General features: G+C 48.5%; 13 protein-coding genes and 1 pseudogene. 2 read left to right on the forward strand and 12 right to left on the reverse strand.

Features of this window, described 5'->3' with window-relative positions:
* Positions 1 to 358: 358 nt before the first annotated feature.
* From ACQ4MX_RS08680 to ACQ4MX_RS08695, 4 genes are all read right to left on the reverse strand, one after another.
* Complete coding sequence (locus ACQ4MX_RS08680) at positions 359 to 1,276, reverse strand: PD-(D/E)XK nuclease family protein (protein WP_431090141.1); 918 nt, start codon at positions 1,274 to 1,276, stop codon at positions 359 to 361.
* 165 nt (positions 1,277 to 1,441) lie between these two features.
* Positions 1,442 to 2,737, reverse strand: a complete 1,296-nt coding sequence (locus ACQ4MX_RS08685) for a galactokinase (RefSeq protein WP_431090142.1) — start codon at positions 2,735 to 2,737, stop codon at positions 1,442 to 1,444.
* Positions 2,738 to 3,015: 278 nt separating this feature from the next.
* Positions 3,016 to 4,539, reverse strand: a complete 1,524-nt coding sequence (locus ACQ4MX_RS08690) for a copper amine oxidase N-terminal domain-containing protein (RefSeq protein ID WP_431090143.1) — start codon at positions 4,537 to 4,539, stop codon at positions 3,016 to 3,018.
* A gap of 102 nt (positions 4,540 to 4,641) precedes the next feature.
* Positions 4,642 to 6,306, reverse strand: coding sequence for a PucR family transcriptional regulator (locus ACQ4MX_RS08695; RefSeq protein ID WP_431090144.1), 1,665 nt, complete (start codon positions 6,304 to 6,306; stop codon positions 4,642 to 4,644).
* A 323-nt stretch (positions 6,307 to 6,629) separates the two neighbouring features.
* Between ACQ4MX_RS08695 and ald the strand changes: the two genes are divergently transcribed.
* Entirely contained in the window at positions 6,630 to 7,760 is a 1,131-nt protein-coding gene (gene ald / locus ACQ4MX_RS08700) for an alanine dehydrogenase (protein WP_431090146.1), read from the forward strand.
* A gap of 97 nt (positions 7,761 to 7,857) precedes the next feature.
* Here ald and ACQ4MX_RS08705 read toward each other — a convergent pair whose 3' ends face one another.
* From ACQ4MX_RS08705 to ACQ4MX_RS08720, 4 genes are all read right to left on the reverse strand, one after another.
* On the reverse strand, positions 7,858 to 8,412 hold the full coding sequence (locus tag ACQ4MX_RS08705; RefSeq protein ID WP_431090147.1) for a mismatch-specific DNA-glycosylase: 555 nt from the start codon (positions 8,410 to 8,412) through the stop codon (positions 7,858 to 7,860).
* Between the two features lie 14 nt (positions 8,413 to 8,426).
* Positions 8,427 to 9,290, reverse strand: a complete 864-nt coding sequence (locus tag ACQ4MX_RS08710; RefSeq protein WP_431090148.1) for an aldo/keto reductase — start codon at positions 9,288 to 9,290, stop codon at positions 8,427 to 8,429.
* Between the two features lie 56 nt (positions 9,291 to 9,346).
* Positions 9,347 to 10,666 (reverse strand): hypothetical protein, encoded by a 1,320-nt coding sequence (locus ACQ4MX_RS08715; protein WP_431090149.1) that lies wholly within the window; start codon positions 10,664 to 10,666, stop codon positions 9,347 to 9,349.
* Between the two features lie 141 nt (positions 10,667 to 10,807).
* Positions 10,808 to 12,262: a PstS family phosphate ABC transporter substrate-binding protein gene (locus ACQ4MX_RS08720; RefSeq protein ID WP_431090150.1), complete on the reverse strand. Its 1,455-nt coding sequence runs from the start codon at positions 12,260 to 12,262 to the stop codon at positions 10,808 to 10,810.
* Between the two features lie 99 nt (positions 12,263 to 12,361).
* Between ACQ4MX_RS08720 and ACQ4MX_RS08725 the strand changes: the two genes are divergently transcribed.
* Complete coding sequence (locus ACQ4MX_RS08725; protein WP_431090151.1) at positions 12,362 to 12,646, forward strand: hypothetical protein; 285 nt, start codon at positions 12,362 to 12,364, stop codon at positions 12,644 to 12,646.
* Between the two features lie 62 nt (positions 12,647 to 12,708).
* Here the strand turns inward: ACQ4MX_RS08725 and ACQ4MX_RS08730 are convergent.
* From ACQ4MX_RS08730 to ACQ4MX_RS08745, 4 genes and pseudogenes are all read right to left on the reverse strand, one after another.
* Positions 12,709 to 13,181: pseudogene (locus ACQ4MX_RS08730) on the reverse strand (hypothetical protein).
* A gap of 138 nt (positions 13,182 to 13,319) precedes the next feature.
* On the reverse strand, positions 13,320 to 15,416 hold the full coding sequence (locus ACQ4MX_RS08735; protein WP_431090152.1) for a multidrug ABC transporter permease: 2,097 nt from the start codon (positions 15,414 to 15,416) through the stop codon (positions 13,320 to 13,322).
* The gene (locus ACQ4MX_RS08740; RefSeq protein ID WP_431090153.1) at positions 15,391 to 16,293 is read right to left on the reverse strand and encodes an ABC transporter ATP-binding protein; all 903 of its coding nucleotides are present in this window, start codon (positions 16,291 to 16,293) and stop codon (positions 15,391 to 15,393) included. The genes ACQ4MX_RS08735 and ACQ4MX_RS08740 overlap by 26 nt, the downstream gene beginning before the upstream one ends.
* Positions 16,286 to 16,675, reverse strand: coding sequence for a GntR family transcriptional regulator (locus ACQ4MX_RS08745; RefSeq protein ID WP_103049011.1), 390 nt, complete (start codon positions 16,673 to 16,675; stop codon positions 16,286 to 16,288). The genes ACQ4MX_RS08740 and ACQ4MX_RS08745 overlap by 8 nt, the downstream gene beginning before the upstream one ends.
* Positions 16,676 to 16,835: the final 160 nt, after the last annotated feature.

Here is a 16,835-nt window from a genome sequence, read left to right on the forward strand (position 1 = left end):
TATTTTCAACACATTTTAAGCCACTAAATATTTCATGTTTAGTTCTCGGAGGGTACCCATTATAGAGTATTCGCTCTACTCCATAAGAATCTTTAATATATCTATGATGAGTATCTGATCCCTTAGTCTAAAACATTTATGAATTTTGTTTCAAAATAGAAATCATCCAATTGTAATTCGCTTGGTTCAGCCGGATTAATATCTGTCACGGAACCCCTCCTCTATTCTCTCTAAACAAATCATAGTACTAAGAGGGGAAATATGGAAGATATAAAATAAGAGATTATTGCCCTAATTCTCTTTCAAAGACTATTCCCTCCTATTACTACTCAAAAGGTGAATCCCAAAAATGCCCATATTATACCGCGCGGTACTTGCACACTTCCCGAAAATTGCAGCCGCTGCACGCTCTGTGCGAAGGCATCGGAGTGAAAAAAGACTCGGGTTTCGGCCGATTATAATAATCGTCATCGAGACAGGACTTCATTTCCTCGATGTATCGCCCGACATTGCCAACCACCTTGTCGATATCCTCCTGTGCAGGATGGTACACTTCATGCTCTCCAGTCATCAAATATTCCACACGTACCTCGATCTTCTCCAAGGGAAGCTGGTAATGCTCCTGCACATAGGAAGCATACAAAAATAACTGGTCGGAGAAGTCGCCTTCCTTGCCTGTCTTCCAATCTACGATAACCATGTCTCCATTATCTCTGCGGTAGAGTAAATCCATTTTGACATATACCTTCGTCTCATGAAGCAGCATTGTATCCCACTTTTCCACCTCGACGATTCGGGCCTCACCCTGCAGCAATTCACGCCAAACCGCAGTCCGGTACAGATTGTGTACCACCGCATGCTGTCGCTCTTTAATCCGGGCAATTCGTTCCGGCAGCACTTCGTCATCATAATAAATTTCAGCGAGCATGATGCGATTTTTCGGATCTTGTAGCCATAGTTCACGGTGTAGCGATTCCTTGTAGCTGTCATTCAACATGTTCTTCATCGCTGTCTCGAGGTATGCTGTGCGCGGGATAGCCCCTTTTTCCACCCAACCACGTATGACTGATTCACATATTTGATGCGTAATATTCCCAAATAAAATATATAAGTTGCTTAGCTGCTTGAGCCGATACAACGTAACCTGCTCTTCACTGCCCTGTGCAGGGTTCCAGCCGTTATGCGAGCCGTAATAGTGGTAATAGTATTTGCGCAGGCATTCATCGAACGTTTGGGCCCTCGATTGCGAATAGGACCAGGACGGGTACATAGCCATGAATAGGCCCTCCTTCGTTAGAATTTCCATGCTCTATTATACCGCAAGCCAGGACTGCATCGTCCAAAAAGAACGAAGACTTTAACCCATAGGTTAAAGCCTTCAACTGTCTAGTATAGTCCATTCGCAATGACTCCTGAGATCCGTCCAACTCTGGCCTCATTTTCAATCCTTCTTTGCCGCATGAATCAAATCACTTACATTAACAGCACCCTGCTCACGGACGTTGACAACGAGTACCGGAGTTCCCAGCATTCCGCTGATCCACGTCTTATAATCATCCACGTGATCATTGGGAAGAATCGTCAAGATGACTCCAGCAAAGCCACCACCATGTACCCTGCATGCGCTGTCATCTATTGATTTCAAATACATTTCCGTTAATGCAAGCGCAACCGATACGTCCTGTTCCCGGTCAACCCCGCTTCTATATACGTTTTGAAGCCATTTCCATGAAGAATTACCGGATTCGGTGACGAGCCTCAAGAAATCAGAAAAATGTCCCTCCTCCAGCGACTTCACCTGTTCATCCACACGCCTATTTTCTTCAAAAAAATGCAACGCCCGCAGTACTGCACGGTCTCCTGCTTTTTCCCTGACCATTTTGAGGTTGGCATACAGATCCTCCGGCGATAAGTCACGGCAAACAGAAGCACCTAAGGACTGAGCCACTGCACGCATTTCGTTGGGCACCGCCGCGTAATCGTCCGTTAAATCAGCATGGTCTCCGCCTGTATTGACGATAACCAGGGAATATCCGTTTTTTTGAAAATCCCAGTGAACTGGATTTATGATCGGTTCCTTGGGGTTTACAAAATCAATGGCAACCAATCCTCCATATGCGCAAGCCATTTGGTCAAGCAGACCCGAAGGCTTGTTCCAGTAGTTATTTTCGGCGTACTGGCCGATTTTGGATTTGGCGACAGCATCCAACGCTCCCTCGTTATAAAAATGACTGATTATCGTACAAATCAACATTTCAAATGAAGCAGAAGAGCTTAATCCTGAAGCAGAGAACACATTGCTTGATATATAAGCCCGGAATCCTCCGATGCGATAGCCGAATTCGAGCAAGCCAGCCGCAATACCGCGGACCAGAAGCGTCGTACCGTCATCCTCCGGTCGTGGTGACAAGTCGTTTAAATCAATGACGTATTTCGTTTTGTAGCCTTCGGAAAAGAACGTAATTACAGGCTCCTCCACTTTAGCAGCTACAGCGATGGTATCCAGTGTAATACTACCTGCCAGCACCTTCCCGTGATTGTGGTCTGTATGATTCCCTCCAATTTCACATCTTCCCGGAGCACTAAACCATTCAATATCCCCGACGCCGAAGTGCTCCCGGTACGCCTGTAGAAGTGATTGATATCGCGTCGTTTGCTCCACAACCTGCTGTTGACCGTACATTCGAGCAAGTACAATTTGCCCCTCACTAGAATTCAATAGTTCCATATCTTTCATCGTTATATCCCCCTATTGTAGGTAATTTCCACCGTGGCACCTGACCGCAAATATATAAATGGCGCAACAACAATATCATTATCTCAATTTTCCCTGTGCAAAAATAGGGTACTATTTTAATCTGTAATCGCTTATTTAAATCGTTTCTGTGATTATTTTAAGATAGATTGGATTCATAAAAAAAGAACCGGCCCTTGAACGGGTCGGTTCCTGTGTCTATACCTGCATATTCCATGCACCAGCAGTGCTGGCTGGAGACAGATATGTGGAATTTCTTTTTAGTCGCGTTTCAATACATACTCACCATTACTGTTACGGGTTACTGTAGCACCCAGTGCTTCGGCAACCGATTTGAAAGGAACATACAGCGTACCATATTCATCTGTATATGGAGCTTGTGGCAGCGTTAATGTGTTTCCTTCCAGTACAACCTGTTTGGAGCCGCTTTTCAGCTTCAGGGTCTTACTTGTAATATCATCCACAACTGTAATTTGTTTGGCAGTTGCATCCCATTTTAATTCGGAACCGAGTTCGTACGTCAACTCACGCAGTGGAATGAAGGCGGTACCTCCACGATTCTCCAAAACGTAGTAATCGTCTTTCGGATCAAAAGTGGTTTCTACTTTTGTAATTTCCAAATCATTCTTTAAAATATTGTAGATCGGAGAATTCACATCAAAATTGCGAAGTGTCGCTCCCGGTGTTAATTCAGCTTGCTTATTCAGGTCGATAACACCATTGGAGATGTCTACCTTGTCGGCTGTTACACTACCATTCACATTCCAGGATTGAGCTTCCGTAACAATCGAGAAGGACTTCACTGGAAGACTATCTACTTCTGGCAAAGCAACCGTCAGGTCTGACAGTGATTTGCGGACATTTCCTTTTTCATCAAAATACGTATCGGTTTTCAGCACCGTGTTGGAACTCAGAACCGTTTTGATTTCAGGAGATTGTGCATATAACGTGCTTACCCCTACATCATATTGAGCTACGGCCAGATCCAAATACTTTTTAACCTCGGTATAAGCCTCATTGACCAGTTTTTCCTTGTTCGTGTTCAGTTCGCTTGTGACTTGATCAGCACCTTCAACATTTATGCTGGAAGCGATATTTTTAGTAAAATCAATCACTTGGCTGATCAGTTCTTTCAAGCCCGCCTCGTCCTTGGCCAGATTGGTCAGGAATGGTTTTACCAATGTGACCAGCTCATCCCCACGAAGCTCCACATGCAAGCGGGTCAGCTTCACTTTATCCTTCTCACCATATACTTCCTCGGTTACAGACGTTGCAGAGATGGTTGAAGGGTTAGGAGCATGCTTGAGTACAAGTGCTGCGGCTGTTTTCGTCAGATCTCTTACATCTTTGGAGTATACATAAGGATCAAATCCGGCAGGCAGACCGCTCAAGCTCTCCTGCGAGTTCAAAGATATGTAATAAGGTTTTTTGGCACCTTCCAGTTGAATAGCCATACCTTGGCGGTCCAAAGCAAGTTCAAACGGCAAATTATACTTGTCGATGTGCAATGTACCCTTGGCGGAAGCGAGTTCCTCCGATTGTACCTTGGCTTCATCCACTGTTACGGAAATGGAATTGATTAAATCAACAATTTCCTGATCTCCTTGCGTAATGCCTTCTTTTGGAGTCAATTTAAGAGATATCTTCTCCGTTGACTGCTGGGATTTCACATCAAGTGTGCCCAAAAGGTTTTTACTTACATCAAATCCGCCTACTGCCTGGCAACCTGTCAAAGCTACCATTAGCAGGATAAGAGGGACGGCAATCCATTTTTTTATATTCATAATTAATCCCCTTTCAAGATATTACCGATATCTCTTCTATTATCTCAGTGTTAGCACGCATTGTAAATGACTAGAATGGAAAATAGAAGTAGTCATTTAGGATCATTTTTCCGCCTGTAGCATCCGGTGAGCCAACAATGCCATCTCCAGACAACGACGTTTATCCGGGTCTGCCAGATTTTCTCCAATGATCTCATTAATTTTGTCCAGTCGATTGTAGAGAGTTTGCCTGTGAATGTACAGGATTCCGGCAGTATCGCGCTTGGAGCCATAGCATCGAAAATAAGCATCCAGCGTATCCAGAAGCTGCATATGGTGCTCACGGTCATGCGCAATCAGCCCGCCCAAATGATCCTGTACAAACTCTTGTAAAAAAGGAGTGCGGGGCACGGCTTTCAACAACTGATAGATTCCGATACTGTCGTAAAAAAGTAGATCTCTCATGGCCGGAACGCTTCGCGCCACTTCAATAACCTGATAAGCCTCTTCAAAACTACGGCCTGCTCCGGTCATCCGGTACCTCACTTTGCCGAAACCTGCATGAATGCGCACCTTGTCAAGCTGCCCAGCGGCATAGTTCTGGATATATTGCACGGTATGGGCAAGCACTTTCCTCATTTGGGCCGCGGAACGCAGGGTCAATTCCTCCTTGGCGCAAAGAATGTAGCACTGGTTCCCCTTCATCATGAGCAGATTGTGCAGCGTCTCCTTTTTCAGCAAAGAACGGAGCAATACCAATATATCCTGGTTAATGGATTCCTTGCGCACCTGACTGGCTTCCTTATCCTGATGCTCCACCTCAATAACCCCGGCCCAAAATAAATACTGACTCTTGGACAGCAGACGTAGCCCCATCCGGGTCTGAGCCTGCTCCTCGCTGGGAAGCTGTCCGTTCAGCACATCCTGAATCAGTTCATTCTGGTTGCGTAACAACCGGTCTTCGAGGAACTGAGTTCTCAGCACCAGCGTAGCGGCTGCCTTGGCTGTGTAGTCAAGCAGCAGCGACAGTTCTTCCGTCGGCGTTTCGCCATGCAGCACCAGACCTACAGCGGAAAACACCTGCCCGAAGCAGACAACCGGCTGAAACAAGACGGCGGTGGATTCATTGAGATGAAACAGCAAGTGACCTTCCCGGTCAGGTGTCATGCTGGATTCCACCTCATTGGCATAGAAATTCGCAATGCGGTCAGCCACATCAGGCTGGATGGAAGGCACGAACCGATTGGTATCAATGGAAGACATGTAGATGACCTGCCGGGCGGCATAATCATGAAGTACCCGTAAAAGGGCACTCATATCCGTGCTGCGCAACGTCTCCTGCTGAAGCTGGCGCGAGAAGCGCTCCAGATCTTTCAACAGTTCGTGGTGGCGGTTAATAAGCAGGGAATGAATATCTTGCGTGATTTCAACAAAACGTACCGGCTGTTCAAATACGATGACTGGAAAATGATGCCGTTCCGCCAACTCCAGAATTTCCGGCGGAATCTCATGGATGCTCGTACCCAGCTCCACGCACAGTCCTGCGGCTTCGGAACGGATCAACTGCTCCATATACTCAGCGCGTTCCTCCCCTTCCCGGGTCAGCCACAGGCCAGTTGTCAAAATCAGGTCATGACGACTTACAAAGGGGGTTACATTTGTGATTTCCAGCACATGGACCCAGCCGACCCGGTGACTCGTGCCCTGCTCCCCGGCTGCCAGCTTGGCCCGCCGGAATACCGGACGTTCCAGTACATCCGCAATGGTAAAGGTTTTTTTACCGTTCATCGGAATTCTCCTTATGTATATGTCTTTATGTCATTTTATATGACACCTATTCATCAAAAAGTCGAGCCTTGAAGTCAGATAATCCGACAAAATGTATGATGTCAAGGAGCTTTTCCACTTGTAAACTGTACCTAATCTAACATGAATTGCATTTGTCGGCTTGAGTCCATTTAACTAATTGGCAGGCTGAACAAAAATGATAATGCAATTTTTGAATCCGTTTGGTGCAGCAACATTGCAACACAGAAACATTGCAGCGTAGCTGCCCTAAAGAATAATTATTTGCCGGTGGATAACAATTATTTTTAGGAGAGGTGAACAAAATGAAAATTGGAGTTCCGAAAGAGATTAAAAACAATGAAAATCGCGTCTCCTTGACCCCTGCCGGTGCAGCTCAGATGATCCAGCACGGACATCACGTATTTGTGGAAAGTCATGCAGGGGTTGAAAGTGGCTTCACGGATGGAGATTATGCCACGGCGGGTGCAACGATTGTGCAGCATGCAGCGGATGTGTGGTCTCAGGCGGATCTGATTATCAAGGTGAAGGAGCCGCTATCCGCAGAATACGGATATTTTCGGCAAGGATTGATTTTGTTCACCTATCTCCATCTGGCTGCTGAGCCGGCACTGGCACGGGCGCTGATGGACAACGGCGTAACTGCCATCTCTTATGAAACCATAGATGTCGGGGAAAGCCTTCCGTTGCTTACCCCGATGAGCGAGGTCGCAGGTCGAATGGCTGTGCAAATCGGGGCACAGCTGCTGGAAAAACCGAAGGGCGGTAAAGGCATTCTGCTGGCAGGCGTGCCGGGAGTCAAGCGCGGCAAAGTGACCATTATTGGCGGCGGGGTCGTCGGCACGAACGCTGCGAAGGTCGCCATCGGCCTCGGCGCGGACGTGACGCTGATCGACCTGAGCCTGCATCGGCTGCGCCAGCTGGACGATATTTTCGGCAATCAGCTCCATACGCTGGTGTCCACACCGTCCAACATTGCCGAAGCCGTAGCGCAGAGCGATTTGCTGATCGGTGCTGTCCTGATCACTGGAGCCAAAGCCCCTCGTCTCGTAACGGAGGCTATGGTGCAGACAATGCAGCCCGGTTCTGTGATTGTGGATGTCGCTATCGACCAGGGAGGTATTGTCGAGACGATAGACCATATCACGACACATGATCAGCCAACCTATGTGAAGCATGGCGTCATTCACTATGCCGTAGCGAACATGCCGGGCGCAGTGCCGCAAACTTCGACGCTTGCTTTGACAAATGCGACGCTTCCCTTCGCCCTCCAGCTTGCGAATCAGGGCGTGCAGGAAGCCCTTCGCAAAAGCCAGCCACTAAGTAGCGGCACAAATGTCCTGAACGGTCATATCACCTACGAGGCGGTAGCCCGTGATCTGGGATATCCTTACGTTCCGGTAGATCAGGCGTGGCAGGCACAAGCCTTAAAATAGAGTCTGCGGTAGTTCAAAGAACCACACGTTCTTCCCCTCAGGGCATGAACTGTGTGGTTCTTTTTCTTCTAGCTGAATCCATTGTTCTCGCTGCATATCAGACGATTTCTGCCGTCAGAAACGTCTGGAGACGGCGGTAAATATCTGTGATCTCGTCCAGCGACATGCGAACCAGTCCGCTGGACGAAGGGGCTACAAATTCATGCATCTCGGGGATCAGCGGTTCGGGCTGGAATCCCCAATCTGCTTTGGATTTTTTACTGTATTCGGTATATACACCTTTGCCTACAAAGCAGGCTACCTTGGGTCGGTATTCCTTTAGCTTGGCATGTAGCTCCAGACGTCCTTCGGCGTATTCCTCGCGGGCAATGTCCTCCACTCCCCTCGTGGGCCGGGAAACAATGTTCGTAAAACCATAGCCAAGCTTGAGCAGTTCCCCATCCTCCGATGGATCGTACAAGCGAGGGGTCAAACCCGCTCCCTCCAGTATGCGCCAAAAGCGGTTGCGCGGGTTCGCATAATGATGCCCCACTTCGCCTGATTTTAAGCTGGGATTGAAGCCAATAAATACGACAGATAATCCGTAATCCAGATGATCATCTACCTCATGCAGCTCTGCTTTGGTTCCTGTTCCTTTTTCTCTCTCTGCCATGGCACGCCCCTCCCTCAAACGATATCCAGCGGCTGCTTCCGCGTAGGCGGCGGAAAAGCTTCATCTATTTGTTGCCGTTGTTCAGGAGTGAACCGGATATTCGCTGCCGCTGCATTTTCCCGTACATGCGATTCCTGCACCGCCTTCGGGATTGCCCAGACATCACCGTCCCGTATGACCCATGCGAGTGCAATCTGGGATGGCGTTACCCCGTGGCTGGCAGCGATGTCCACCATCACGGGATGCTCTAGCAGTCCCCGTCGCAGACGTCCGCCTTGTGCAATCGGGCAATACGCCATCACGGGCACGCCATGTGCACGGCTCCAGGGAAGCAAGTCATATTCAATCCCCCGCGAAGCCGCATGATACAGCACTTGGTTGACCGCACAGGCATCGCCTCCGGTCAGGCTCCAAAGCTCCTCCATGCCGGATGTGTCCAGATTGGACACGCCCCATTTGCGGATTTTTCCCTGCTCCCGCAGTTTTTCCATGCCTTGTATCGTCTCTTCCAGCGGGATACTTCCCCGCCAATGCAAGAGATACACGTCCATATACTCTGTTCCCATGCGGGTCAGGCTCGCCTCGCACGCTTGAGCCAGTCCTTGGCGGTCTGCATGATGAGGATAAGCCTTACTGACGAGATACACCTCGTCCCGACGGCCCCGAATGGCCTCCCCGACGATCTCTTCTGCACCGCCCTCAGCATACATTTCAGCCGTGTCGACCAACGTCATGCCCAGATCCAAGCCAAGTTGAAGCGCGCGCACTTCCTCTTGCCGAAGCGAAGCTTTTTCACCCATATGCCATGTACCCTGTCCGATCAGAGGCACTTCACGGCCGTCATCCCATGTGATTGCACTTTTCTTCTGTTGGCTCATGTGTTCTCCCTCCTTACTATATCTGCTCAGTACTTATCTGCTAAGGACTCATCTGCTCAGGAACCTGATGCCGCAGGCTTGTCAAAGACATGACTCTGCGTCCAATGCTGTCCACCATCCGAGGTGGTATACATTACCGGAGCCTTCTCTGAATCGGAGAAAATAGCCCAGCCTTCCTTGGCATTGGCCATCCCGATTTGCTGGCTGCCATAGCCGTCAAAGCTTTGCTTGCCGTTGTTCCACGTCTTGCCTCCATCATTCGTCCAGCCAATGGTATTAGGCTTGTCGCACGGTGCGCAATAGCCGCCCATCAACGCGGTACTGCTGTTTACTGCATAGAGCATACCCGGTGCCGTCCCTTCATTCCTGGGAACCTGATTGTCTTGCTGGCTAATGCCGGGAGCCGGACCTGCGCCAGCAGTGGCATTGGCCAACACAGCACGCCAGCTTTGGCCGCTATCGGCGGTATGCCAGAGCGAATATGAGGTCTGATTCATGCCCGTATCCCCGACCAGCTCAATCCATGCGTTTCCGCGTTCTACCGAACGAATGATTACACCGTTCAGAGGGGCTTCGGTTTTCCGGGACAAAGCGGTGGTCCACTTCTGGCCGCCATTCGTTGTGTGTAAGATACCGAACGAGCCCTCTTTGCTTTGCGTTACCGCCCAACCGTTTTGCTGATCATGATAGTATGGTTGTCCAACGGTGTGATCAGGTACGGGAAGCGCGGACCAGGTTTGACCGCCGTCCTTCGTATATTGGTTTCCGGCGAATCCTTCCTTGGACGATACAAAGTGCAAAAAGCCCGCTTGTCCTTGCTTCGGCACTGTCCCGATACTTTCCCAGCGCTTACCTCCATCCTGAGTCGCCAGTAGCGAGCCGCTGTCTGCCATGACGGCCCATGCCTGCTGCCCATTCAAGGCAAAAATTTGCTGCACTGTTCCTTGACCCTGATATTGCACATCCCATGCCGCTCCGGCTGAACCGGATGTGCCTGCGTCTGTCCGGGCAATCCATCCCTTCCCGCCGATCCATCCGGATTTGCCGTCGATCAGGCGCAGCGCGGTAACATCGTCCATGCGAACCTTCGCCGCATTCGCATCTGTGGATGCTTGTCCACCAGCCCCCGATGCAACGCCTGTACCGCCAGTTGTGCCATTTTTCCCGTCAGAAGCGGTCTGCTGTCCAGGTGTATTTACAGCGGCTCCCGAAGCACCCGGTTGCGCGGAAGCAGAACCCTTTTGTCCATCCTGAACGGTTTGTCCGTTCTGCTCTTTCTGTCCGGTCTGTCCTGCTTGTGTTGTATCTGCTCCACAACCTGCTGTCATGATGGATACGGCGAGCAAAAGCGCCCATGCCGATAATTTTTTCTTCATTTTCGTTCATCCCCTTACTGTGTTAGTACAATGCTGCGCGGGTATGTAACCGCAGCAAGGTATATCCTATGTATTACCCTGCTGTCTTCGTTTCACTCTTGACGGATGGAAACCCAAAATCGACTGTATGGAAAACCTCGTCTAGGGATTTACAGGAACAAAGCCGTCTTTTTCAATGATCCGTTTTCCTTCTTCGCTTTGCAGCCACTGGAGCAATCGCTGAACCGAAGGGCTGGACCTCTCTCCTTCCCGTGTGACCACGAACAATTGAGCGGTAAACGGATACTGTTGCGAACGGATATGTTCCTTGTTCGGCACCACTCCGTCAATGGACAAGAATTTAACCTCTTGCCGCTTATGCATCACATTGGCAAAATAATAAAACGAATACCCGAGCGCATTGTGATCCTTGTTAAAATCAGCGACTGCATTAATCATACCACCCATGATGCCAATTGTGCGCTCCCGGGGCGGCTCGGCCATCTCATGGTTTGCCATCACTTTCTTTTGCATATACGTCTGACTTCCCGAATTTTCTTCCCGCTGATAGGCTACAATCGGCTGATCCTTGCCTCCCACTTCACTCCAATTATGAATGGAGCCTTCATAAATACGACGAATCTGCTGTGAAGACAGATTATGAACCGGATTATCACTGTGAACAAGGAAAATAAACGCATCCCGCCCAATTGGAGTCAGCTTCAATTTCACTCCCCGATCTTTCGCAAGTTGCAGCTCCCCGTCGGATGGTCCGGCCACCAGAATGAGATCCGCTTTCTTGTCGATCAGATTTACATACGCCAGATGCGTTGTGTTGAATTTCAATTCGTGCGCCGCACGTGCTTTGCTCATTCCGGTCAGCTCATGCAGCATATCCTGTGCGAACGGAATCGCCGCTGTAGCCCCATCGACCACTGGAAAATCCCCTTCTGCAATCAACGGGCGATGAGGCAGCATCAGCGTAATGGTCAGCACAATGACGAGTGCGGCAGACATAGCGGCCACGATCCATTGCCATCTACGATCCACCTTTCCGTTCTTTCCTATCACCGCCGGATAACGGTCCACCCCAACTCCTATTACCATTCCGGCGATCGGCAGCAGTGCAGTCAGCAGAAACCAGATTTCACCATGCTGTGTGTACGGCTCCAATACCTCCAGCACAGGCTCCGCCCACGCGTGATAGATTGAAAACAATTGCCACGAACTCCCGCCCACCTCGGACGGTTGGCCGCCAGAGCCTTGTAACCCCACAATCCATAAACCCAGGCCGCTTAATAATGATAGCAGCCCGGTCAGCATGAGCGGAAGCTTGCGGAGACTGGAAATACGCGCACTCCAGGCACCGTAAGCTGCAAAAATCAGGCCGACGATCCAGGCGTACAAAATCATCATCACAATGACCGCAGTATCCGTCACACCCTCACGCCTCAACAGAAGCTGTACATTAGATGCCACAGCCATACTCCAAAATACATTAAACATGACTGAAAACAATCCAAACATAAATGTACCGCCCAACCACGACCAAAACCATGCTGACCGCATGGAAGGGCCTTTTTCCGGCTCGGTTATAACTCCCTTTGGATCTGACATGTACATCCCCCTATATCATTTAAATGAAATGAGTCTTTAAGCCACTGCTTTTTCATTGTACAATTATGGTAAAGATTAGTATACGAGGAGATGGTAAAAATGTCCTTATCCGATCACCGGGATAACACATCCGATATGGCCTTGCTCCGAAAAACACATGATGACCTCTGGAAATCCTTACAACATATTCCGGCCGAGGACACTCTCAAGCTGCTTCACCGTTTTTCAACACAAATCGAGATTTATCATGAAAAAAAGCATAAGGCCGCGGATTGGAAAAACAGCTTGAAAGGCTACCTGAAAACTCCCTTGCCCTATATTGCCATCGCCGTCGGTATTTCACTGCCAACCGCCGCATGGCTTTTGATTTTGTTTTTACCATAAAGAAGTATGCTAAAAAAGGCCTTCCCTAGAGGAAGACCTTCTTGGTATTGAATTCAACAATTCTATATCGCTCTTGCTTGGATCAAAAAACGGTGCTGCTTCACATCCCAATACCCATCACGTTGAATGTCCAGATGTAGACCATACAGCTGTTCTATATATCTCTCTGGCTGAAAGTCAGCAATCTGCCATTCAATCGCCTTTAAGTAGTAGACAAGCGCTCCGATATCGTAAAACCGCTGTATCGAAAACTGTTCCCGCTGCTCCACGATTTCGAAGCCGTTGCTTTTCAGACCGGTAATCGCTTGAGAAAGGGACCAGTCCGCATACTCGCTATAAGGCCTCCGCCTGTTCCCATATCCAGCATCGCCGTGGAAGAATGGATGAGGGTCATAGCCTTGCTGGTATAAGACCAGTCCAAGGGCCCGCTCGCTACGCGTCCTGTATCCGAGATGAATGAAAAATCCCATCCGGCAAAGGACTGCTTATGGTGCTCCAACAACTGTATAAACTCACGATCTTCTGTATATTTCATATCGTGCTGCTCCTTCCTGAATTGGGCTGACATTATTTACCGAACGAGCTCTGCTCTCTTTATGTTCTACGCTCTATCTCTCAATACCTCTACGTCTGCCCAAATCAGGAGGGGCCTTGCCTGCCGTTCTGTGTTGTTTTAAGGAGCTGCTGGCAGAGCCTTCGCAAGCTCAGGTGTCATGTCTTTTGGAGTTAATAAATAATAGCCTGTGTGAGCATTTAAGCCATATAAAGGTTTGATTTTGATCTGTATCAGGTAAGTGCCTTTCTCCATATCCGGAGTATAGTTATAGGATCTGCGGTTTTCCAAAATAGCTTTCCAGAGCTTCATATCTTCAATGACGATTGCTTTATGCTTCTGCTGTATATCTCTGAATAAATTGACGTCTTCGATATACTGACCAGATTGATAAGGTTTCATCTCCTGAGAAACAATTGGAACAGCACGCACAGAAAGTATATCCTTCGAGGTGACAATTACCTTGTCGGCATATCCCTTCTGATTCAGCCAACCTTCCAGTTTGTGAAAGGATAAACGCCAGTTAAATGCAACATTACGAGCCCATTCCGGCTCATATTTGGAGATAGAGGAAGCTTTATTCAGAATCTCGATATTCCCCAGCTGATAACTTCCAGACTGCATTTCGCTATAGCTCATATCCAAAATTTCTTCTTTCAGCACAGCTTCAAATTCGCGAATTTCTTTCGGATCGGTCAGTATCACCCTCCGTTCCTCATCATCCCCTGATTTAATGCTGATCGTTTCGGCTGCACCATATAGCTTATCCAACGAGTACGCTACTTTTTTGTACGGCTCAGACACCATGACCTTTGCCAGCTCTGCCCGGAAAGGCTGCTCGGGAAATGTATAGCTTCGGGTCATAATTGAACCATCGTCAAGGTGATAGGCAATGGCTATCATTTGAAGAGGTTCATCTTTGGTCATGGACGTCTGTCCTGATGAATGGGCCCGCACGAGTTCACGCTGTAAATTCAGCACAGAAGCGATATAAGCTTTATCTTGCGAAAAATAAAGATCTTTTCGTGTAATGCCCCCATCCAAATACAAACTTGGTCCGGCATAAACTTGCTCCACGGAATGCGCAGTTGGAATTCGATCTTCGTAACCTACCCAACTTGAAGTCGGAATGTACATTGCCAGACCTAACACTGCGGTGTAAGCGACCAATTCCAGCAAAGCACGTACACGTACAATTTGCCACGTCTTGCGAACCACCATCTCCACAGCGATATAGCCCAAAATAGCTCCAAGTATATAGCCGAAGATAGACCAGTCTTTACCTTGTCCGCCTACGCCATTAAAATAGTCCCCTACTAGCAGCATAGCGCACAGCATCACACCTGCTTTGAATAAGGGCTGGAAGAAGGTAAATGCCATTGCTTGCGTTGCCTTCTCTACCAGCCGTTTGCGATACAACACATAGCTCAAGATCACAAACAGCAGAGAAACACCAATATAAACAAGCAGTTCAATATATGAAAATGGAGTTCTTAGCAATTCCGTAAAGCGAATAAACGGCGATAAAGAATGCCAAATATTATTGTTACTACGTAACTCCATGCCATCACTATAACGAACTATTGTTCCACTGACCTGATAGTAACCGTACAAATGATGCCCCAGAAAGCGACTAATCATGGATGACAGAAAGAAGGGGAGCACCATCAAAACGTACACTACAGCAATTTGCAGCAGCGATTGCCCTACGCAAATACCTACAAACACAGTAAAGGCGAAAAGAAAAATGCTAATGACCGAGACGACCAATGCCCATGATCCAACATCATTCATGTGGAAAATATAAGGCAGATCATTCGTCGCGTTAACCCAAGCCGTCACTCCCGCCGTGAGCCACACGGGTACGAGCAAGAGGATAAGACCACTGATCAAATGTGCCGTTAGCAGATGTTCCCTGCGTAATGGCAGACTGTGATACAAATCAGATGGCCCCTGCCGCTGAATAAAACGAAGCATCATCACACCGGCCATCACCGGTACGGTCAATAAAATCATATTTTGCAAATCATTACCTGAGTTTGCACTATCGAACAAGCTTCTCAAAACCTCGTGCACCCGTTCGTCTCCGATGCTCATAATTAACGGCAGCGGCACTGTAAACAATAATCCCGCCAAGTACAACAGACCGATCCAGCCATGCTGTCTCAGGCTTTGGCGAATCACGCCGCCGCTACAGAAGAATCGGTTGGATGTCATAACCTGCGTCCTCCATTTCATAAATGAAAATTTCCTCCAGCGTCAACGGCAGCAAATCGAATACATGCGGCTCATACGCCTGAATCGTTTCTGTAATCTGCTCTCGTTCACCCCGGATAATAAGCAGCAGAACACTGCCTCTGCGCTCCTTATGTACAACCGAAAGTTGTCCGCAGACGGCCTCCTCATGCGTGCTGTCACGAAAGGCAACCTGCACCTTATGCGTATCGGACTTGAGGTCGTCAACCTCTTTCTCCAATAGCATACGTCCCTGATGCATAATGCCGACATGATCACACATGTCTTCAATTTCACGCAAATTATGGGATGAAATCACGACAGTCATTTCACGTGCGGCGGTTTCCTGGAACAGCAAATTTTTGATCATCCGCCGCATCACAGGGTCCAGTCCGTCGATCGGCTCATCCAGAATCAGCAGCTCTGGCATGCAGCTCAAAGCAAGCAAAAAAGCGGCCTGACGCTTCATCCCCTTGGAAAAACGGTGAAGTTTACGCTTCGGGTCAAGCTTGAAAATGTCGGTAAGCTGTATGTAGCGTTCCTCACTCCAGCTCGGATAAATGGAACGGTAAAACCGGGCCATCTGGCGAATCGTCGCTTGCGGGAAAAAATAAGGGGTATCCGGCATAAACAGAATGCGCTGCTTGACTTCTGGCTGCTCATACACCGGCTGTCCACCGATTAGCACCTTGCCAGTATCCGGTCTGTAAATCCCGGCGATGATTTTGAGCAGCGTCGTTTTACCTGCTCCGTTGGAGCCCAAAAGTCCAAAAATAGAGCCTTTCTTCACCGTAAGGGCGAGCTGATCGACAGCCTTTTCTTCTGTAAATGTTTTTGTGACTTCCCTTAATTCAATCAAGGGACATCCCCCTTTCCTTCAATTGCGTAGCTTCCACGTATAAGGCGTCCACTTCCTGCTGCGTAAAACCGAAATGGACAGCTTCGATCATCTGCTTCAACAGCGCCGCCCGAATCTCATCCCGCTTCATTTGCTGCGGCTGATGCTCGGCAGGGGTGACAAAGCTGCCCTTGCCTTGGACGGAATAGATGTATCCTTCGCGTTCCAGCTCTCGATACGCCTTCTGAATCGTATTGGGATTCACCGTAAGCTGAGCGGATAAAACCCGCACAGAAGGCAATTGCTCATCCGGCTGAAGCGATCCGTATACGATCATTTCCTTTACCTTCTCTATTAACTGTTCGTAGATCGGCTTACGACTGCGGATATCCAGCTCGAACATGGACTTCCTCCTTTCAAGACTTGATCAGATTCATCTGCATCCTTTCAACTGTTCTAACTGTACTATTATTAATAATACAGTTAGAACAGTTTGTCAATCATTTCTTTGGTTATTTATTACAGAATAAAGAAACGCCGTGCATACTATTCCACTTGAACAT

Origin of the sequence: Paenibacillus sp. 8b26, from assembly GCF_050626875.1 — a bacterium.
In the GTDB taxonomy this organism is placed as follows: Bacteria; Bacillota; Bacilli; order Paenibacillales; family Paenibacillaceae; genus Paenibacillus.